This window comes from Occallatibacter riparius (assembly GCF_025264625.1).
In the GTDB taxonomy this organism is placed as follows: Bacteria; Acidobacteriota; Terriglobia; order Terriglobales; family Acidobacteriaceae; genus Telmatobacter; species Telmatobacter riparius.
Window position 1 is genome coordinate 190,142 of the sequence record NZ_CP093313.1, and the last position, 20,373, is coordinate 210,514.

Genomic DNA, 20,373 nt, shown 5'->3' on the forward strand with positions numbered 1-20,373 from the left:
CCATGACTCTCTGTGCACATAAGCTCTCCTCCCGCCTTCTTCCTGCCCTGTTGCTCGCCTCTAGCGCCTTCACCAGCACCGCCCTCTGCCAGAACAACCCGGCAGACACAACCAGCACCGCGCCCTACAAAAACGCCGCCCTTCCCGTCCCTGACCGCGTCGCCGACCTGCTGTCGCGCATGACGCTCGAGGAGAAAATCGACCAGATCAACTGGGGCTGGCTGCAGAAAGTTGACGTGGTCGATCCCACCAACACCTACACCGCTGAAAGCGCCCGCAAAGCGCTCGGCGCGGAGTGGGGCGGCGACATCCAGCTCACCCCGCGCAACGCCGCCATCCTGCGCAATGCCGTGCAGCGCTACCAGCTCGAGAAGACGCGCCTCGGTATCCCCGTCATCTTTCCCGGCGAAGCCCTGCACGGCTACATGGAATACGGCGCCACCAGCTTTCCGCAGGCCCTCGGCCTCGCCAGCACCTTCGATCCCGCGCTCGTCAAGCGCATCTTCACCGCTATCGGCGACGAGGCCGGCTCGCGCGGCTCCGGCCAGGTCTTCTCGCCCGTCCTCGACATCGCGCGCGACCCGCGCTGGGGCCGCACTGAAGAAACCCTCGGCGAAGACCCGTATCTCGTCTCGCGCATGGGCGTTGCCGCCATCACCGGCCTGCAGGGCGACACGTACCTCATCGATCGACACCACGTTCTCGCCACCGCCAAGCATTTCGCGGTGCACGGCGCCCCCGAAGGTGGCACCAATACCGCGCCCGGCAACTACTCTGAGCGCGTCATCCGCGACAACTTTCTCGTCCCCTTCCAGGCCGCCGTGCAGGAAGCCCACGTGGGCTCCGTCATGGCCTGCTACAACGAAATCGATGGCGTCCCCTGCCACGCCAATCACTGGCTGCTCGACAAAGTCCTGCGCCAGGAGTGGGGCTTCGACGGCTACATCTCCTCCGACGACAATGGCATTCAGATGCTGATGGACACGCATCACACCGCGCACGATATGAACGACGCGGCTCGCCAGGCGCTCGATGCCGGTGTCGACTTCGACGTCTCCGATGTCCCTGTCTATGCCCGCCTCGGCGATCAGGTGAAAGCCGGCGCCGTCTCCATCGCCCAGGTCGATCGCGCTGTCTCCCGCATCCTCGCCACCAAGTTCCGCCTCGGCCTCTTCGATCATCCCTACGTCGATCCCGACTATGCCGAGCGCATCAACAACGGCCCCGAGCATCGTCAGCTCGCGCTCGAGGCCGCGCGCAAGTCGCTCGTCCTGCTCAAGAATGACAAGAACATCCTCCCCCTCGACCTCGCCAAACTCAAGGCCATCGCCGTCATCGGCCCCAATGCGGCCGACCTCCACATCGGCGGCTACAGCCGCGATCCCGGCTTCGGCATCAGCGTGCTCGACGGCATCAAGGCCCGCGTCGGCGACAAGGCCAAAGTCCTCTATGAAAAAGGATGCAAGATTACCACAGCTCCTGAAGGCTTCAGAGGCTGGTGGGCCGATAACGTCGAGCTGGTCGACACCGCATCGCAGGCCGGCTCCATCAAGGCCGCGGTCGATGCCGCGCGCAAATCCGACGTAGCCATCGTCGTGGTCGGCGAAAACGAAAGTACCAACCGCGAAGCCTGGTCTGAGGGCCATCGCGGCGACCGCGACTCGCTCGATCTGCTCGGCGCGCAGAACGATCTCGTCAAGGCCGTCGTCGAAACCGGCAAGCCCGTCATCGTGCTGCTCATCAACGGCCGTCCGCTTTCTGTCAATTACATCGCCGAGCACGCCGCCGCCATCTTCGAAGGCTGGTACATGGGCGAAATGGGCGGGCAGGCATTTGCGGAAGCTGTCTTCGGTGACATCAATCCCGGCGGCAAGCTGCCCATCACCTTCCCGCGCACAGTGGGCGCGCTGCCCGACTTCTACAACCACAAGCCCAGCGACAATCGCAGCTACGAATTCAGCACGCGCAAGCCGCTCTTCGCCTTCGGCTCCGGCCTCAGTTACACCACCTTCAAGTTCGACAACCTCAAAGTCGAGCCGCAGCAGATCCTTCCCGGCGCAACTGCGAAAGTCACGGTCGACATAACCAACACCGGTTCGCGCGAAGGCGATGAAGTCGCCGAGCTCTATCTGCACCAGCGCGTCGCATCCGTTACTCAACCTGTCATGAAGCTCACCAGATTCGAGCGCCTCACGCTCAAGCCCGGCGAAAAGCGCACCGTTGAATTCAGCGTCACGCCCGACATGCTGAAGATCTGGGACATCAACATGCACCACGTCATCGAGCCCGGCGTCTTCAATCTCATGGTCGGCCCGAGTTCTGACGACACCAAAACCGTCAAGCTCACCGTCGCCGGACTCAACGGCGAAACCGGCAAGCCCATCTCCACCGCACCCATTCCGTCTAACTCCGAGTCAGGCATAGTCAGCACGTTCGATGACGGCAAGGTCGCCGCGAATTACGGCATGTGGATCGCCGCCGGCGACAGTATGAACGGCGGCAAATCCAAGTCGTCCATCGCCATTGTCGAGCCCGGCGCTCAAGCCAGCAAAGGCGCGCTGCAGATCAAAGGTGAAAACATCGAAGGCGGCCCGTTCATCTTCTCCGGCGCGCTCTACACGCCGGGCGCAACGCCCATGCAGCCCGTAAACCTCTCCAGCAAGAAGGGGATCAGCTTCTGGGCCAAGGGCGACGGCGGAACCTACACGGTACTCTTCCTTACCGAATCACGCAGCGGCCAGTCCGGTGAGATACCCGGAATGACGACCTTCGTCGCCGGTGCCGAATGGAAGCAGTACACCTTCCCGTTCTCCACCTTTGAAACCGACGGCAGCGACCTCACCGGCATCGGCTTCATCTGCATCACCGACCCCGGTAAATTCCAATTCGCCATCGACCAGGTCGAAATCAAATAACCCTCACATTCTCCGTGCTCCATCCTGTCGACTTTTTCTGTCGACAGGGTGGGAAAGCACAAATCTCGCCGTGCCCCATCCTTGCGATGTCTTTGCTTTTGTCGCAAGGGTGGGAGAGCACGAAGCCACCGAGAAATCGCACAAACAGCCGCCGCAACCCGCCAGGAACAACTTTTCCGGCATCCGTTTGCATCTTTGTTGAATAGGTGGGGCTGGCAGCAAGTTGAGCCGGCTCCACCGTCCAAGCGGAGAGCGCCATGGTCGTACTGTTCTTTATTCCTATTTTGATTCTCGCTATCGTGGCCGTGTTTCCGGCGTGGCCCTACAACCGCAACTGGAGCTACTATCCCAGCGGCGGCCTCGGTGCCATTCTGCTGCTGACCATCGTGCTCCTGTTTATGAATCGAATTTAAAGCAAGCTATTCTACGCGGCTAAATTACAGTTGGGCCCTCGCAACGGCGAAGCGATCGATGCACGGCTTCGCCTAAGCGAGATTCATATCGCCGGCAAAATCTTCCCCGTACAAGAACCAAACCCGATCCTCGGCAGGCCATCCTTTTCCGCAAACGCGCGGAAGATCACCTCGTCGCCATCTTCAAGAAACGTGCGCGTCTCGCCTGTCGGCAGCTTCACCGGGTCGCTGCGATGCTTCATCTCCAGCAGGCATCCTTCCGATCCCTGCTCCGGCCCAGAGATCGTCCCCGTCGCCAGCAGATCGCCCGCGCGCAGATTGCACCCGTTGCTCGCGTGATGCGTCACGAGCTGCGCAACCGACCAGTACAGATCGCGCAGGTTCCCCCTGCTCACGCGCATCGGCTCAATCTTCTCTTCACCCATCCGGCGCGACTGGATATACACCTCGAGCGAAACCTCGATCGCATCTCCGCCGCCAGCCAGATAGGGCAGCGGCGCAGGATCGCCTTCCGGCCGCGCCTGCATCGGCACTCGATATGGCGCGAGCGCCTCCAGCGGCACCACCCACGGCGAGATCGTCGTCGCAAAATTCTTCGCTAGAAACGGCCCCAGCGGCTGATACTCCCACGACTGCACATCGCGCGCCGACCAGTCATTCAGCAGGCACAGCCCGAACACGTGCTGCTCCGCACCGCCAATCGCAATCGGCTCGCCCAGCGCATTCCCCTGCCCGATGAAGATGCCGATCTCAAGCTCATAATCCAGCGAACGCGACGGCCCGAACGCCGGCTCATTTGCTTGCGCGGGTTTCGTCTGTCCGCTTGGCCTGCGAATGTCCGCGCCGCTGACCACAATCGACGACGCACGCCCGTGATACCCAATCGGTACATACTTGTAATTCGGCAGCAGCGGATTGTCCGGCCGGAAGAGCTTTCCCACCCGCGTCGCATGATGAATCGACGCATAGAAATCCGTGTAGTCGCCAATCTGCGCCGGCAGTTGCATCTCCGCGTCGCCCATCGGCACAAGCATCGCCGCGACCTTCCGCTGTGTCTCTGCGTCAGCACTCTCCGCCAGCAACTCCGTCACGCGCCGGCGCAGCGCAGACCATGCCCCCGGCCCAAGCGCCATCAACGGATTCAGCGTGGTGGCCGTGCACGCATCCACCACGTCATCCGGCAGGTCCGCCAGCAGGCTCTCGCTCGCCGCGCTTCGCAGATCAAATATCTGATCGCCAATCGCGACGCCAATGCGCGTCGTATGCGCGTGCGTGAAGACCCCATACGGCAGGTTGGCCAGCGGGAAATCAGTCTTCGCATCGTTCGCCGAAGCCACCCAGCTTTTCAAAGCCATCCCAGCGCCTCCAGATCCTGAACCGGCTCGGCAAACGAACACGAGCCAAAGCTAGTGAAGAATTGTCGCACCTCGCGAACCTGCCCTGCTGTCCACCGAAAATCGTGAACACCGATCTCGTCGTCTGTGATCGCAAACGCTGCTGCGTCCTGCTCCTCCAGGATCCGAACGGCACCCTCGACGCTCGCGCCAAAGCGCAAAGCCGCAGCAGCGCACAGCACGTTGAGGAAGCCATGCATTACGCCGCTCGGGCTGTCTTGTGCATACGTCAGCCGATGCTTTGAGCGCAGCGGGTGGTGCAGTCCCGCTGTCGCCTTGAACGCCACGCAACGATCGGCCAGCAGAAACATGCGCTCCGCAATTTGTCGCGCCGTCGGAAACGCGTCCGCCGTTACGCCGCCCATCCGCAGCTTGGCCCGCACCCCCACGGCCGCAATCGCGTCCACTGTCGAAGTGCTTCCCTCCGCGATCGGAATCTCGACGTAGCACTGGACCTCTTCCGGCAGCAGTTCACAGGTGCGCGCGATCCGCAGCGGCTCGCAACATTTGATTTCGACGGCCTCAATGCACTGGCCGGTGCTGCGATGTCTCGCGATTGCGGTGAAGTCCGCATCCGGCGCTGCCAGCACGATCAGCCGCAGGCCCGACAGCGCTTCACCAGCAGTCTCGCGCAATTCGCCGAGCCGCGCCAGGTCCACAATGAAGCCGGCCAGCATCCACGCATTTTTCTGCGAGCGATAGTCGAGGTAGTTGCGCACCGCCGTGCGCATGTCGAGCGAAGCCGGTGGAAACAGCCCCGCATAGTCAATGAGCCCTGAGAGCGCGGACGTAATCGCGTTCATGCGCCGTTCGATGCACCGCCAGGATTGAAATGTTTCTTGAGTCCCTGCCAGCATTCAAAGTACTCGTGCTGCAGAATTCGCGCATTCATCGCAAACTCCGTCGGCCGCACCGCCAGCTGCGTTTCGAACATGAATGCCAGCGTATTCCCCAGGTACTGCGGCTTCAGCTCCGCATTGCTGGCGCGCTCAAACGTCTCCGCGTCTGGCCCATGCCCCGCCATGCAGTTGTGCAGGCTGGCGCCGCCCGGCACAAATCCCTCCGCCTTGGCGTCGTACGCGCCGAACACCAGCCCCATGAACTCATTCATCAGGTTGCGATGAAACCACGGCGGCCGGAAGGTGTGCTCCGCCACCATCCACCGCGGCGGAAAAATCGCGAAGTCGCAGTTCGCCGTCCCCGACGTATGCGATGGAGCAGTCAGCACCGTGTAAATCGACGGGTCAGGATGATCGAACGAAACCGTGTTGATGCAGTTAAACAGCGCCAGATCGTATTTGTACGGCGCGTAATTTCCATGCCAGGCCACGACGTCCAGCGGCGAGTGATCGATGAACGCGTCCCACAGCCGCCCCAGAAACTTCGCCGTGATGTGGAACTCGCCCTCGCGATCCTCAAACGCTGCAACAGGAGCCTTGAAATCCCGCGGATTCGCCAGGCCATTCGCGCCGATCGGCCCCAGCTCCGGCAGCCGGAACGCGAGCCCATAGTTCTCGCAGATGTACCCGCGCGCCTGCTTCTCTTCCAGCACCACGCGAAACTTCACGCCCCGCGGAATCACGCATATCTCACCCGGCGCAACCTGCAAAATCCCAAGCTCCGTGTGGAACCGAACCACGCCCATCTGCGGCACGATCAGCAGCTCGCCGTCGGCCGTGTAGAAGAACCGGTCCTCCATCGAGCGATTGCACGCATAGAGATGAATCGCCAGCCCCACCTGCATCGCCGGATCGCCATTGCCGCCCAACGTCACGATGCCGTCGACGAAATCAGTCGGCGCATCAGGCACCGGCAGCGGATCCCACCGCAACTGGTTCGGTGACGTCGGCACCTCGTTGAACGGCCCGCTCCGAATCAGCTTCGCCTCCATCGGTTCATAGGGCCGATGCGTCACCGACGGCCGTATGCGATACGTCCAGGTGCGCCGGTTCACCGCGCGCGGCGCAGTAAACGGAGTGCCACTGAACTGCTCCGTATACAGCCCCAGCGGATGCTTCTGCGGCGCGTTCTGCCCTTCGGGCAGCGCTCCCGCCACAGCTTCCGTTGCGAACTCGTTGCCGAATCCCGACTGATATGCAGACCCGGCCGCTACCCGCTGCTCGGGCTCAAAGACTGCCGCGCTCGACTCGCTGCTCTGCTTCATGCATCGCCTCGTAGATCTGATCGAAACTGTTTACCGCGAACAGCACCTTCTGCAACTCATCCACCTTCACCGGTGTGTTGAGCACTTCATCCAGGCTGAAGTCGTGGATCGCGCAGCCGCCGTTGATCACGTTCTGGCACTCGCCCGCCGAGCTGATCACGCCGCTCCCATACGCCTTGATCTCGCCATCCTGCCGGATCAGCCCGAATTCAACGGTATACCAGAACAGCCGCCCCAGCTTCTCCAGAATCATCTGATCCTGGACGGCCGCGCACACGCGCCCGTAGTGCTCCAGAAAGTCTCCGAACACCCGGTGCGCATGCATCGGCACATGCCCGAACACGTCGTGAAAAATATCCGGCTCCGGCGTGTACTCGAGCGACTCGCGGCTGCGCAGCCACGTCGTCGTCGGAAACAGCCGGTTCGCCAGCATCTCGAAAAACGCCGGCGCGGGCAGAAATCCGCTCACCGGCGTCGAACTCCACCCGGTGCGCGGACCCAGCCGCTTCGTAATATCCGCAAGATTCGGCAGCCTATCCGGCTGCAGCCCAATAATCTGAAAGCCCTCAAGGTACTCGCGCGCCGCGTGCCTCTCAACATTGGGAAGCACGCGGCCCACAAGTTCCGCCCACACCGCATGTTGCTCCGGGGTGTACGCCGCGTACACCTGTTGAATTAAATATGGAGCAGCAGCGGTCAGCGTAGCGGTAGCCATAATGTTTCTCCTCGCACAGGATTAAAGGTTCCCGCGCAACTGCTGTTCGCGCTCAATCGCTTCAAACAGCGCCTTGAAATTTCCCTTCCCAAAACTGCGGCTACCCTTGCGCTGAATAATCTCGAAAAACAGCGTGGGCCTGTCCTCTACCGGCTTCGTGAAGATCTGCAGCATGTATCCCTCGTCATCGCGATCCACAAGGATGCCCAGCTTCTCAAGCTCCTCGATCGGCTCGTCAATCTTGCCCACGCGGTCCTGCAGCTCCGTGTAATACGTATGCGGCACACGCAGAAACTCCACGCCCTGCTCGGTCAGCTTTGTCACCGTGTGCAGAATGTCGCCAGTCGCCAGCGCAATATGCTGCACGCCCGGCCCCGGATAAAAGTCGAGATACTCCTCCACCTGCGACTTCCTCTTCCCCTCCGCCGGCTCGTTGATGGGAAACTTCACATACCCGTTCCCGTTCGCCATCACCTTCGACATCAGCGCCGAATACTCGGTCGAAATGTCCTTGTCGTCGAAGTGCTGATAGAGGCTGAAGCCCATTACGTGGGCGTAGAACTCCACCCACTTGTCCATCTCGTGCCAGCCCACGTTGCCCACCATATGGTCGATGTGAAGCAGGCCCACTGGCCGCGCAACATGATCCTCAGCGATGGCCACATACCCCGGCATGAACGGGCCGTTGTACTCGCCCCGCTCCACAAACGTGTGAATCGTGTCGCCATAGGTGCGTATGCTCGCCAGCACCACCTGCCCGTTGTCATCCTGCTTCACATGCGGCTCAGCCGCGCTGATCGCGCCGCGGCTCGTGGTCTCCCGCCAGGCCTTGCGCGCATCGTCCACCCACAGCGCCACCACCTTCACGCCATCGCCATGGCGATGCACATGCTCGGCGATCGGATCGCTCCAGCGCAGCGGTGTCGTCAGCACAAACCGCACCTTGCCCTGCTGCACTACGTACGAAGCGCGATCGCGCTGCCCTGTCTCGGGCCCCGCATACGCCACCAGCTTCATGCCAAAGGCCGAGCGATAAAAGTACGCAGCCTGCTTTGCATTGCCCACGTAAAACTCCACGTGGTCTGTGCCTTTCAACGGAAGAAAATCGCGTTGGGAATGGATGTGTTCTGCGGCGGAATGCGATGCAATAGAAGCCGATGCGGTTGTACCCATGTGTTGACCTCGCGCCGTAAGTGCAGGGGAGTGAAAGGGAAAGGGGACGCACTCCGGCTTTGCAAAGAATAGGCAACATCCAACATCAGCGAACAGGCCGGATCGAAGAAAATCCCGCCCGTTAGCCTAATGATCTTAGGGAGATCAGCGGCGAGGGTTTACGATTGCTGACGAGTTGCAGCGAGGATTACCGGCCATGTCCCATAAGCATCTGCCCAACGTCGTAGAGCTCGACGCCATCGCCTGGAAGATCATCGAAGCGCTCCAGCGCAACGCCCGCATCACCTTCGCCGAGTTGGGCCGCAAGGTCGGCCTCTCCACGCCCGCTGTCGCTGAACGCGTACACCGCCTCGAAGAAGCCGGCGTCATCACCGGCTATCACGCCTGTGTCGACGGCTCCAAACTCGGCGTGCCTATCCGCATCCTCATGCGCCTCACCATCCCCGGAGGCGACCTGCAGATCAGCCGCACCGTCACCGCCATTAAGGAGCTCGGCGAAATCCGCCGCTGTCACCGCGTCACCGGCTCCGAGTCCTTCATCCTCGAGGCCGACGTCGTCTCCATCCGCCACATGGAAACGCTTATCGACCGCCTCTCCGCGCTCGGCGCAACCTCGACGTCGACCATCCTCAGCTCCCCGGTCGAGCGCCGCGAATACACCGCCAAACAAATCGAAAGCTACGACAAGTTCCTCTAACTGCAACTTCTCCCAGTACCCGCCCGCCTTCCTTCTGCGCTTAGCTCATATTGGATCGAACACACAGGAGCCCGCGCATGCCCACGGACGAACTCGCCATTCACACATCCAGAAACGAAGCAAAGGCCATGGTCCTCGTGGGCCTGGCCGAGATCTGCCGCAAGATCGCCGACCACCCCGCTATACCCGACGACATGCGTGCACAGGCCGCCAACTACGTAAGGCAGTACGAGTTTCTTCTCCCCGTCAAAGGCCAGGCAAACTCTGACGAGCACTACTGGGGCGAGACGCTGCTCCTCCAGATCACCGGCTTTCTGCCGAAGATCCTCGAGTTGCAATCCTGGCCCGCCGTCCGGTAACCCGCCAGCAGGTCACCAGCTCACCGGCAGAAATGGCACCATTTCCTGTTCTTCGATAAACTGAATACAGGAATCTCCACCCATGGCATTTCCCCACGTTCCCCTCGCGACATCGGCCGTCTCCTCCATCATCGGCTTCATCGGAGTGATGATCTGGCGTATCCGCGAGACGCAGACCGCCGTCACGATCCGCAAGATCGTCATCCCTCCCATGGGCATGGCCACCGGCTTCTGCATGTTCATTGCGCCGCCCTTCCGGGTGCCGTGGCTCTGGGCGCTCATCGCGTTCGCCATCGGAGCCATCCTGCTGGCCTGGCCGCTGCTCGCCACCTCGCGCCTCATCCGCGACGGCGACGCCATCAAGATGAAGCGCAACGGCGCGTTCTTCGCCGTCGTCGTCCTCCTCGCCGCCATCCGCTACTTCGCCCGCGGCTACTTCGACACCATCATGACCCTCGAACAGACCGCCGCCCTCTTCTTCGTGCTCGCCTTCGGCATGATCCTCCGCTGGCGCCTCAGCATGCTTCGCGAATACCGCATGCTCACCGCGCAGTAACGTCTCGACGCATCGGCCAATAGGCTTCGCCCTTGGCCCCTTCCGGCAATTCATCACGAAGCAAAGCGATGACCGCACGCCCCAACTCGACAACGGGCGCGGTAGCCACTTCGTTTAAACCGCGGGTATAAATGCGAAGGTCATCCACAAAGGGCCAACTGACAATCTCCTCTGCAGGAATGCAATTTCTCCTCGCGACCGTATCGCAGGCTTTCTCTAGAAGCGAGATGACTGAACTCCGCTGCTCTGCTGACCAGTGCTCATCTAAGTGGAACCCGAAATCTCCGATAACGGCCCACACGCGCCAGTCCGATATAGCTTTGGACAGCCATTCCGTTTTTGCCTCCGCGCTCTCCTGCGCCGCGTCGATGAGGTGCTTCAGAAAGACGCCCACAGCAACGTCGAATGCCCAAAAACCCTTGGTTCCGAACTTGACGGCCTGAGACTTGCTCACGAACTTAATCTCCGATTTTCCTGCTTAACAATAACCTGAGGCGGTTCCCGCACGAAAAAAACGGGCCGGGACACGCGTCCCAGCCCAGGTGCCTTGTCGACGAAAGATGAAGCCTGGCATCTCACAACCAGGACTTCTCCGCGTCTGTCTTTGTTGAACCTTTAGGAGATTGCGCCGCGCTCGTTCGCCGGCACTTGGTTTGCAGGCACTGCGCCGATCTCCGTTACCCTCACTGAACCGGAAGTCAACGAATCGGGCGCGGCTGAAGCGGGGGCCTGCGCGGGCAAGCTGGCACGGACGCAAAGCGCGGCCAGGAACAGCAGCCACAGCACAAGAATCACCTTCCAGGTAATCCCGACATTGCGGGCCGGAGCGGCCAACGCGTGCGCTCGCACGTTTTGCTTTGGCTCCCTTTCAAGGAAATGCACGCTCCGCCGCCGGCATTCCCCCGCGGCCTGCGCACGCTCAAGCGGCGCGAACTGAATCCTGACTTGACGCATCGGACAATCGACCTCACACCAGAGTGGAGCGCAATGTCGGTTTGTGACATAGAGACAGGGAGAAGGGAAAAGGGACCAGGGACCAGAAAGGCAGGGACAAAGGGACAGGAGGGACAAGGGATGGGAGGGGTGGAGGGATGGAGGGGAGAGGTGTGGACAGGGAGTAGGGAATAGGGAGTAGGGAGTAGAAGATGCAGGGACAAAGGGACAGTTGGCTGATTTTGGGCAGGGATATCCTGTGTGGCTCGTTGGCGTGGGGTGAAGCGGCAGGGTGGATGGGTGGGTGAGGGGGCTCCTTTGTTTCGTTTCAGCAAGTCAGCGTCGCTTCGCGACCTCGCGAGTCAGCAAGTCAGCGCGGAAGGCGTGGCTGCTAGCTGGCGATGCCTGCCTTGGTGAGGGGGGAGGGGGTGGGGGGTGCCTTCTTCCAGGGAGCCAGGGGGTCCTGCGAGATGGCCTTGCCGTTGAGGATCTGTTCGAGCATGGCCTGGACCTGGTTTGTGTCGTCCTTTGAGGCCTTTGCAGGCGTCTGCCGGAGGGTTGCGGCAGGGGGGAGGGGGGTGGGTGTAGGAGTTGCGGAGTTACGGGATGGCAGAGTCGCAGAGTGGGTCTGCGAGGGAGCCGTTTTTGGTTCGTGGTCTCCCACATCTCCGGACGGTGAGGCTGTCCGCAGATATGGGGCACCCGCGGTCTGTGCGGGAACAGGGAGGGGGGTGGGGGTGGCTGTCGGTTGGGTTGAATGGGATTTGGATTGCTGTTGGGCGGTGCGGCGGGAGCCTACGGCGATCTGGGTGGCGTAGAGGAGTTTGGCAGCTTCGGCGGTGGTGAAGATTTCGAGGACGAGGCCGTGGGTGACGCAGGCCAGGAAGGCGTCGATGGTGGAGGGGGTCAGGAAGGGCATGGCGCGGCGGTACTCCGTGTTGACGCGCCGGAGGGATTCAGGGCTGTGGTCGTTGCGTGCGTCGTCTTCGGCGCAGGCTTTGTTGTAGGCGTCGAGACAGCGTTGTACGGCTTGTTCTGGTGTGAGGATCGTGGACATGTTGTAGTTCCTTTCGTGAGTTGAGTTGAGGCACCTGCGGTGCGGCCAACTGCGGCTTCGCCGCCAGGTTTGAGTGGGTTCGTGGTTTCCCACCCTGTCGCCAGCAAAAAGGCGACAGGATGGGGCACGGTGGGTTGGTGGTGAGTGAGGTTCCCGGTGCCCGGATTGGGTTTCGGGCAAAAGAAAGGCCCGCCGGTTTTGGCGCCGGCGGGCGTTGTTTTTCTGGTTAATTTAAGTGTGGCATATTTCGCACATAAATCGGCAATTTTCTTCGATTTGTATGTGGCTGATAGGAAATCTACTTACAAACTATTTTTCGAAAAAGGGCTTGACAAGTTTTTCCACACCACCTGCGGTGGGGCCAACCGCAGCTTCGCCGGCACCTGCGGTGCGGCCACTGCGGCTTCGCCGCGGGCTGATTTGGGTTTGGTGGTTTCCCACCCTGTCGCCAGAAAAAAGGCGACAGGATGGGGCACGGTGGACTCGTGGCTGAACCGGCGGTCTTCTACTCCCTATTCCCTATTCCCTGCCTTTCTGATCTCTGTTGCCTGTTCTCTGCTTTGCTGGACTTTATTAGTCCACTATGGTGGTCTGTTCATAACCCATGAACCGGATAGAAGCGTCTTCCCCCAAGGTCAACTCGCCTGCGCAGGTCCTTGTCGCCAGCCTCATCGGAACCACGATTGAGTTCTTCGACTTCTACATCTACGCCAACGCGGCCGTGCTGGTCTTTCCCCGGCTATTCTTCCCGTCCACGAACCCGGCCGCGGCAACCCTGGCCTCGCTGGCGACGTTCGGTATCGCCTTCGTGGCGCGGCCGATCGGCTCGGCACTGTTCGGTCACTTTGGCGACCGAATCGGCCGCAAGGCCACGCTGGTCATCGCCCTCCTGACCATGGGTTTATCCACGGTGGGGATCGGCCTGCTGCCGACCTATCACTCCATTGGCCTGATCGCGCCCCTATTGTTATCGCTGTGCCGGTTCGGCCAGGGTATCGGCCTGGGTGGCGAGTGGGGTGGCGCCGTTCTTCTGGCCATTGAGAACGCCCCGCCCAACAAGCGCGCCTGGTACGGGATGTTCCCGCAGCTTGGCGCGCCGGTCGGGCTGTTCCTTTCCGGCTGCGTGTTCTATCTGCTCACCCGCGGCCTCAGCGACCAGCAGTTCTTCGCCTGGGGATGGAGGCTGCCGTTCCTGGCCAGTTCCCTGCTCGTGTTTTTGGGCCTTTATGTACGGCTCGCCATCCACGAGACGCCGGCCTTCCGCAAGATTCTGGAGAAGGGCTCGCAGGTGAAGCTGCCCCTTATTGCCGTGATCCGCGGGCATTTCAAAGCTCTGGTGGCCGGAACTCTGCTTTGCCTTGCCACCTTCGTCCTGTTCTACCTGATCACAGTATTTGCGCTTTCCTGGGGAACGTCCCCGCAGGGCCTGGGCTATCCCAAGAGCCAGTTCCTGCTGATGCAGATCTTCGACGTGGGCTTCTTTGCGCTGTTCATCCCCATTTCGGCGTTGCTGGCCGAGCGCGGCCGCCGCTCCACCATGATGTGGATTACCGGAGCTATCTTCCTGTTTGGGTTGGTGATGGCTCCTATTTTCAGCGCTGGCCCGGGCGGCGCGCTGGGTATGATGGCGCTGGGCCAGTTGCTGATGGGCATGACCTACGGGCCGCTGGGGACAATTGTCTCGGAGCTTTTCCCGACGTCGGTGCGCTACTCCGGCAGCTCGCTGGCGTTCAACTTTGCGGGAATCTTCGGAGCGTCGCTGGCGCCCTATATTGCCACCTGGCTGGCGAAGAACTATGGGCTTCAATACGTCGGCTACTACCTTTGCGGGGCGACGGTGCTGACCATGATTGGCCTGCTCATGATCCGGGAGACCAAAGACGACGATCTGCACGCCTGAGGCACCTGCGGTGCGGCCAACTGCGGCTTCGCCGCGGGCTGGGCGGGGTTCGGTGGTTTCCCACATCTCCAAAACCGGGAGATGTGGGGCACTCGGGTTTTGTGCTGCTCGGAGCTTCCTTCCCCGGTCCCCAAAATGCGAGGGACCGGGGGCACCCGACGGTGCGGCGGGCTGCGGCTTCGCCGCCGGTTGGGCGGGGTTCGGGACTTCCTACCCTGTCGACAGGAAAAAGTCGACAGGATGGCGCTACGGGGTTCTTCGACCGGAATGGTGAGTGCGAGTGGGGGGACCGTTCGACTGCCGGTCCGACCCCGCTGCGATGGAAGGCCGACGCATCCCCTGTTAACTCAACGACTTCTATGCACTGTAAGTAACCTGTGAACATAGCCTCCCGCTGTGAGAAAATGGCCGCAACCGATGTGCCCCGGATCTGAGGCGTTGAAACGATGGATGTTCCCCCCGAGCCCACCTCCACAGTCAGGACCGAGGCCTCGTCGTCTCTAAGTGAGAGCGCCCGCCTGGTTCGGGACATCGCCGCCGGACAGCCGGACGCAGAGCGCCAGTTTGCGTTGCGCTATATGCCCCCGGTGAAGGCCATGCTGACGGCGCGCCTGCGCGACGCCGATCTGGCCTCCGATATCAAGCAGGACGTGATGATTGAGGCTCTTTGCGCGCTGCGGCGGGGCCAGATTCAGGATCCCGAAAAGCTGACGCAGTTTGTGCTGGGGATTGCCCGCAACTGCTTGAATAATTACTTCCGTAGCAGCAAGCGGGTGGCTGCCGTGGAGCTGCCCGACGACATTCCCGACCTTAAAAACGGCGCATTCCACCGTGAAGAGATCGATCAGGAAAACCGCGCGCTCCGCGCCATCGAGAACCTGGACAAGCTCGACAGGGCGATCCTGCAGATGACACTGGTGGATGGACTTAAGCCGGGCGTGATTGCCACGCAGCTCCACATCAATCCGGACGTGGTCAGGCAGCGAAAGCTCCGCGCGACGCGCCGCGTAATCGATTTTCTAAAGAGGGAGTCACAAAATTCTCCCGGGCGCCACATTCAACCAGGGAGAGCATCATGAGCAACTGCATCGGAGCCCCCGCGAGAGAATGGCTGGAGCAGTACGTCGAAGGAACTCTGCCCGAGGCTGAAGCGGAAAGATTTGAAAACCATTACTTTGAGTGCCCTGTTTGTCTTGGGGAACTCCAAGCACTGCAGGCGGCACAGGAAGCATTGCGCCGTCATCCGGTCGCGATCGAAGCGCCGAAGCGTTTTTTTGAGTGGCCCACTGTCTGGCGCCCGGTTGCTGGCTTCGGGGCAGTAGCGGCTGCTCTGATCCTCGGATTCTTTGGATACCGCGTGATGGAGCATGCTCCGCAGACCGGCGGCAATGTGGCGGTCACGCAGCCTGCGCCGAGTGCCGTTCCCCCGGTACAGCCGAGTGCCTCCCAGGGTCAGCCGACGACGCAGGTTGCCGATCTGGCGTCAATTGCCGACCTGAGGTTACCTCAGTATCAGCCACCCGTGCTCCGCGATGGATCTGCGGAAAGCGCCTTCGAGCACGGGATGAAGCAGTACATCGCGGGCGATTGCGCGGGCGCGACGCAGACACTTTCCCAGGTGGACAAGAGTGGGCCGGACGGCCTGGCGGCGCAGTTTTACTCCGGCGTGTGCAGGATACATTCGGGCGATCTGCGCGGAGCTGCGAGCATCTTGCGTCAAGTGGCCTCAGCAGGTGACTCAGCCTATGAGGAATCGGCGTATTATTACCTCGCGCAGATTGCGCTGGCCGAATCGAATGCGGCTGAAGCGCGGCGCGATCTGAATCATGTAGTTTCGCTGCGTGGCGACCTGGTTCACCAGGCACGCAAGCAGTTATCAGAGATTCCCCCGACTGCGGGTAAGTAGTTAATTAGAAAATTAGCCGCACTAAAGCTGTCTTTGATCGAGACGGCCGGCGTGCGTTTTGAGACTGGCGGTTATGAGGTTGTTGATCCCCGTGGCCCGTATCTCGCACATTATCGCCCTGGTTCCGGCGCTGGTGCTGCCGTGTCTCGCGCAGCAGCCCGCTACGCCGGCTGCCGGCAATGCGACCGCCCCTGCCGCTGAAGCTTCGGAGGCGGGGCAGGACATTGCCGCCGCTCGCGCGAAGCTGGCGAAAGTAGAAGCCGCAGGCAAAGGCGACACAGTCGAATTGGCGCAGGCACTCAATGACCTTATCTCAACTCAACTTGATGATTCACGGGCATCGAAGGAGACGCTTGAGTTGGCTGAGCGCGAGCTGAAGGTGGCTGAAGCCGCAGCGGGCAAGCGCAGCAAGGCTTATGTGGCCGCCCTCTCCGACGCCTCAGAGGTGAGGGTGGCGCTGGGCCGCCATGCCGAGGCACGGCCCTACGCTGAGAAGGCGCTGGAGATTGCGCAGAAGGAGTTTCCCGATGCGGAAGAGGGGATTAACGCATCGGATGAGCTAGCTTACGTTTGCCTGTATCTGAACGATCTGCAGTGTTCAAAGCATGCCGAGGAAGCGGCGATCGCAATTGAACGCAAGCCGGGGCCGGATCATGACTGGGACCTGGCTTATACGCTCTCAACGTATGCCGAAGTCCTGCGCCGCATGGGGGATGAAAAGGGATCGGGCGCAGCGGCGGAAGAGTGCCTGGCCGCGGCGCTGCGCTCCAAACCGGACGATCCGCACGTGGGCGTCTTTGAGAATTCGCTGGGCTCGCACTACATGCGGGCAGAGGATTTTCCGCACGCGATCGTTCATTTCAACGCCGCCTCCGAGCGCCTGAGCAAGACCTACGGGCCGCACAGCGCGTGGGTGATGGATGTAGCCGGCAACCTGGCAAGCGTGTACAGCCGGAGTGGCGATTTCAAGCAGGCCTGGCCGAAGTACGAGTTTGCGCTCCAAAACAGGAATTCGCCCTACGACGACAGGGCCGACCAGCACGCGGACTTCGCGCGGTCACTGGCTTCCGGAGGCAGCTTGCAGCGGGCGATTGATGAAGCCCTGGTGGCAAGCCGCATGGGACGTGAGAGCTTCACGCTTCAGGCGCGTGTGTTGCCGGAGCGGCAGGTGCTTGCATACGCGCAACGGCGCGCGAAAGGACTGGACACAGCGCTGTCAGTGGTTGCGCGCCATCCGGACCTGCCAACGGCCGCCGTATATGACGAGATGGTGCGGTCGCGCGCGCTGGTTGCGGATGAGATGGCGCGGAGGCAGCGGAATCTGAATGCCTCAAACGATGCTGAGACTGCGCGCCTGATAAGCGAATTGAACGGAGCGCGTGCCGATCTGCTGGAGTTGGAGCGGCATCCGGAGAAGTCAGGCGGGGATGCGGCGATCTTCGCTGCGCGCACGCGGATGGAGAAGATTGAGCGCGAGCTCGCCGAACGCGTTGCCGTCGTACACGAGGACGAGGCGGTCAACTCGGCCGGACTTGAGGAGTTGCGGCATGCCCTTCCGCCACATTCCGTACTGGTTTCGTACTGGGCATTCAGCCGCCGCGTTGTGGACAAGGTGGACTCGCACCACTTCGACACACCCGCTTATCTCGCCGTGGTGGTGCAGCCGGAATCGCCGAACGCACGAGTCATCGACCTGGGCGATGCCAAGCCAATTGAAGACGCGGTCAACCGCATGCGTGCCTCAGCAAACGCGGAAGCACACGGCGGCGGTGTAGGCTCCGCACGCAATGAGCGCGCATATCGGGAGGCGGGCGCAGATCTGCGTAAATTGGTTTGGGATCCGCTGCACGCGAGTGTGGGTAGCGCCGAGCTGGTCATCCTGGTTCCTGACGGCATGCTCGATCTGGTTCCGTTTGCTTCGCTGCCCGACGGCGCAAGCTATTTGGCGGAACGCAAGCAGGTCATTCACACGATATCGAGCGAACGCGATTTGCTGACGCAGTATCAGCCGGTGCATCGCTCGGGGCTTCTGGCTTTTGGCAGCCCGCAGTTTGATGTCGCTCAGAATAACCTTGCCCAGAACACGCCGCCGCCGCCGTCGGCTGAGCGGCTTCGCAATGCGTCGATCCCCTGCGATGCGCTGCAGCAGGTGGAGTTCGGGCCGCTGGAAGGCGCGGCTTTGGAATTGCGCGAGATCGATTCGACGTGGCACCGCTGGAATCCCGCTGAACCAGCCGCGCTGATCACCGGCGACCAGGCTACGCGCGCACGGTTCCTTCAGGATGCGCCGCGCTATCGCGTTCTGCACGTGGCGACGCACGCGTTCGTGCTCGACCGCAGGTGCGGGGACGACAATCCGCTGCTGCACTCGGGTCTGGTGTTTGCAGGCGCCAATCGCGATCGCGGAGCGTCGATTTTGACCGCGCAGGAGATTGCCTCGCTGGATTTGAGCGGCGTGGAATGGGCTGTGCTTTCGGCGTGCAACACCGGCACGGGCGTGCTGATTGATGGCGAGGGCGTGCTAGGGCTGGAGCGGGCCTTCCGCATTGCCGGCGCTCGCAACGTGGTGATGACGCTTTGGCCGGTTGACGATCGGATTACGGCGCGGTTCATGCGGCATCTTTATGGGGAACGGCTGGAGCAGCATGCGTCAACCGCTGAAGCTGTGTGGGACTCGACCCGCAAGATGCTCGACGAGCGGCGAGCGGCGGGCAAAAGCACGCATCCGTGGTACTGGGCGGGCTTTGTGGGGTCGGGCTGGGACCCCGATGAATCCGCATCCGAGTCTCTCGCGAGAAAATAGTGGAATGACCGCGAAAGCCCCGTTCAGGTTCTCGATCTTCCTTCTTGCCTTTGCCCTCGTTGCTGCGAACATTTGCGCGCAGGATTCGGCAGGCGATATCCGCCCCGCTCCTTATCAGACCGCGTGGCAGGATCTCGAATTCGGCGTCATCATTCACTTCTCTACGAACACGTTCCTCGATCGCGAGTGGGGTGATGGCACCGCTGCGCCATCGACGTTCAATCCGACTGCGTTCGATCCCGATCAGTGGATGAAGGCTATTCATGATTCGGGCGCGAAGTATGTGGTGCTGGTGGCGAAGCATCATGACGGTTTTTGCCTCTGGCCCACGCAACAGACCTCATACAGCGTGAAGAACAGCCCCTGGCGCGACGGCAAGGGCGACGTTGTGGGCGAGGTGGCGAAGGCGGCGCGCAAGTATGGCTTGAAGTTTGGCGTGTATCTGTCGCCGTGGGATCGCCATGATCCGCGGTACAAGGATTCTGCTGCATACGACCGCTACTACAATGATGAGCTATCGGAACTGGCCTCGAACTACGGGGACCTCGTGGAGTTCTGGCTCGATGGCGCGGGCAGCGAAGGCCACGTTTACGACTTCAAGAAGATCATCGAGACGCTGCGCACGTATCAGCCCAACACGATCGTCTTCGCCGACACAGGCCTGTTCGAGTATGGCGATGCGCGCTGGGTGGGGAATGAGGCCGGCGTGGTGAGCTATGAGAACTGGAACGTGATCGACAGGCACGGCTATCGGCGCTGGCGTCCCGTTGAATCCGACACGCCTCTGCGCAAGCTGCACTGGTTCTGGCATCCGAATGATGAATCGTCGCTGAAGTCTCTGCCCGAACTGCTCGACACCTATGACAAGACGGTCGGGCGTGGAGCGCAACTCATGCTGGGCCTCGCGCCGGACAACCGCGGCCTGCTCCCGGAGAACGACGTGGCGCGGCTGAAGGAATTCGGCGAGGCTCTTCAAAAGCGCGCGCAGGGCAACTTGGCACTGCATCACGGAGCCGGCGGCGATAACGTCTCCGCTGCGTCCGATGGCAATCCTGATACGTTCTGGTCAGCACCTGAGGGATCGCACCATGCCGTGCTGGAACTTTCTTTCGATCACCCCATCACCTTCGATCACGCGCTTACGATGGAATGGTTGAACGATGGCCAGCACGTGCAGAAGTACGCGATTGAAGTGTGGAACGACAAGCAGCGCGCCTGGACACCGGTCGCGAGCGGCGAGGCTATCGGTCACAAGAAGATCGACGCGTTCACGGCTGTGACCGCATCGCGCGTGCGGCTCAATATTCTTTCCAGTACCTCTGAGGCGCACATTCGCGAATTTCAGCTCTTCAACTGGAGTGCAGTGCAGTAAAACGGATGTGACGTTG

At 61.4% G+C, this 20,373-nt stretch carries 18 protein-coding genes; 10 read left to right on the forward strand and 8 right to left on the reverse strand.

Going from position 1 to position 20,373, the window contains the following annotated elements; translation table 11 throughout:
• Nucleotides 1–2 precede the first annotated feature (2 nt).
• The gene (locus MOP44_RS00675; protein ID WP_260793967.1) at nucleotides 3–2,915 is read left to right on the forward strand and encodes a CIA30 family protein; all 2,913 of its coding nucleotides are present in this window, start codon (nucleotides 3–5) and stop codon (nucleotides 2,913–2,915) included.
• Nucleotides 2,916–3,172: 257 nt separating this feature from the next.
• Nucleotides 3,173–3,328, forward strand: a complete 156-nt coding sequence (locus tag MOP44_RS00680) for a DUF3309 domain-containing protein (RefSeq protein ID WP_260793968.1) — start codon at nucleotides 3,173–3,175, stop codon at nucleotides 3,326–3,328.
• 83 nt (nucleotides 3,329–3,411) lie between these two features.
• On the opposite strand, the gene fahA is transcribed toward MOP44_RS00680, so the two are convergent.
• From fahA to hppD, 5 genes are read right to left on the reverse strand one after another with little or no spacing between them, the layout of a single operon-like run.
• On the reverse strand, nucleotides 3,412–4,683 hold the full coding sequence (gene fahA / locus MOP44_RS00685; RefSeq protein ID WP_260793969.1) for a fumarylacetoacetase: 1,272 nt from the start codon (nucleotides 4,681–4,683) through the stop codon (nucleotides 3,412–3,414).
• Nucleotides 4,674–5,525 carry a hypothetical protein gene (locus tag MOP44_RS00690; protein WP_260793970.1) on the reverse strand — a complete coding sequence of 284 codons (852 nt, stop codon included), beginning with the start codon at nucleotides 5,523–5,525 and terminating at the stop codon, nucleotides 4,674–4,676. Before MOP44_RS00690 ends, fahA begins: the two co-directional genes overlap by 10 nt.
• Nucleotides 5,522–6,886 carry a homogentisate 1,2-dioxygenase gene (hmgA, locus tag MOP44_RS00695; protein ID WP_260793971.1) on the reverse strand — a complete coding sequence of 455 codons (1,365 nt, stop codon included), beginning with the start codon at nucleotides 6,884–6,886 and terminating at the stop codon, nucleotides 5,522–5,524. Before hmgA ends, MOP44_RS00690 begins: the two co-directional genes overlap by 4 nt.
• The gene (locus tag MOP44_RS00700) at nucleotides 6,849–7,601 is read right to left on the reverse strand and encodes a phenylalanine 4-monooxygenase (RefSeq protein WP_260793972.1); all 753 of its coding nucleotides are present in this window, start codon (nucleotides 7,599–7,601) and stop codon (nucleotides 6,849–6,851) included. Before MOP44_RS00700 ends, hmgA begins: the two co-directional genes overlap by 38 nt.
• 21 nt (nucleotides 7,602–7,622) lie before the next feature.
• The gene (hppD, locus tag MOP44_RS00705) at nucleotides 7,623–8,774 is read right to left on the reverse strand and encodes a 4-hydroxyphenylpyruvate dioxygenase (protein WP_260793973.1); all 1,152 of its coding nucleotides are present in this window, start codon (nucleotides 8,772–8,774) and stop codon (nucleotides 7,623–7,625) included.
• A 196-nt stretch (nucleotides 8,775–8,970) separates the two neighbouring features.
• On the opposite strand from hppD, the gene MOP44_RS00710 reads away from it, so the two are divergent.
• The 3 genes from MOP44_RS00710 (at nucleotide 8,971) to MOP44_RS00720 (ending at nucleotide 10,386) form a co-directional block, all read left to right on the forward strand.
• The gene (locus MOP44_RS00710) at nucleotides 8,971–9,471 is read left to right on the forward strand and encodes an Lrp/AsnC family transcriptional regulator (protein WP_260793974.1); all 501 of its coding nucleotides are present in this window, start codon (nucleotides 8,971–8,973) and stop codon (nucleotides 9,469–9,471) included.
• Between the two features lie 77 nt (nucleotides 9,472–9,548).
• A complete protein-coding gene (locus MOP44_RS00715; RefSeq protein ID WP_260793975.1) occupies nucleotides 9,549–9,830 on the forward strand; it encodes a hypothetical protein in 282 nt (93 codons plus the stop codon).
• Between the two features lie 82 nt (nucleotides 9,831–9,912).
• A complete protein-coding gene (locus tag MOP44_RS00720) occupies nucleotides 9,913–10,386 on the forward strand; it encodes a CcdC family protein (protein ID WP_260793976.1) in 474 nt (157 codons plus the stop codon).
• Here the strand turns inward: MOP44_RS00720 and MOP44_RS00725 are convergent.
• The 3 genes from MOP44_RS00725 to MOP44_RS00735 all read right to left on the reverse strand — a co-directional run bounded on the left by MOP44_RS00725 (nucleotide 10,373) and on the right by MOP44_RS00735 (nucleotide 12,376).
• Complete coding sequence (locus MOP44_RS00725; protein ID WP_260793977.1) at nucleotides 10,373–10,840, reverse strand: hypothetical protein; 468 nt, start codon at nucleotides 10,838–10,840, stop codon at nucleotides 10,373–10,375. The genes MOP44_RS00720 and MOP44_RS00725 overlap by 14 nt on opposite strands.
• Before the next feature lie 161 nt (nucleotides 10,841–11,001).
• Nucleotides 11,002–11,340 carry a hypothetical protein gene (locus MOP44_RS00730; RefSeq protein ID WP_260793978.1) on the reverse strand — a complete coding sequence of 113 codons (339 nt, stop codon included), beginning with the start codon at nucleotides 11,338–11,340 and terminating at the stop codon, nucleotides 11,002–11,004.
• Nucleotides 11,341–11,710: 370 nt separating this feature from the next.
• Complete coding sequence (locus MOP44_RS00735; RefSeq protein WP_260793979.1) at nucleotides 11,711–12,376, reverse strand: hypothetical protein; 666 nt, start codon at nucleotides 12,374–12,376, stop codon at nucleotides 11,711–11,713.
• A gap of 604 nt (nucleotides 12,377–12,980) precedes the next feature.
• On the opposite strand from MOP44_RS00735, the gene MOP44_RS00740 reads away from it, so the two are divergent.
• From MOP44_RS00740 to MOP44_RS00760, 5 genes are all read left to right on the forward strand, one after another.
• A complete protein-coding gene (locus MOP44_RS00740) occupies nucleotides 12,981–14,276 on the forward strand; it encodes an MFS transporter (RefSeq protein WP_260793980.1) in 1,296 nt (431 codons plus the stop codon).
• Nucleotides 14,277–14,722: 446 nt separating this feature from the next.
• On the forward strand, nucleotides 14,723–15,355 hold the full coding sequence (locus MOP44_RS00745) for an RNA polymerase sigma factor (protein ID WP_260793981.1): 633 nt from the start codon (nucleotides 14,723–14,725) through the stop codon (nucleotides 15,353–15,355).
• Complete coding sequence (locus tag MOP44_RS00750) at nucleotides 15,352–16,182, forward strand: zf-HC2 domain-containing protein (protein WP_260793982.1); 831 nt, start codon at nucleotides 15,352–15,354, stop codon at nucleotides 16,180–16,182. Before MOP44_RS00745 ends, MOP44_RS00750 begins: the two co-directional genes overlap by 4 nt.
• A gap of 73 nt (nucleotides 16,183–16,255) precedes the next feature.
• Nucleotides 16,256–18,985, forward strand: coding sequence for a CHAT domain-containing protein (locus tag MOP44_RS00755; RefSeq protein WP_260793983.1), 2,730 nt, complete (start codon nucleotides 16,256–16,258; stop codon nucleotides 18,983–18,985).
• Nucleotides 18,986–18,989: 4 nt separating this feature from the next.
• Nucleotides 18,990–20,357 (forward strand): alpha-L-fucosidase, encoded by a 1,368-nt coding sequence (locus tag MOP44_RS00760; protein ID WP_260793984.1) that lies wholly within the window; start codon nucleotides 18,990–18,992, stop codon nucleotides 20,355–20,357.
• Nucleotides 20,358–20,373 lie beyond the last annotated feature (16 nt).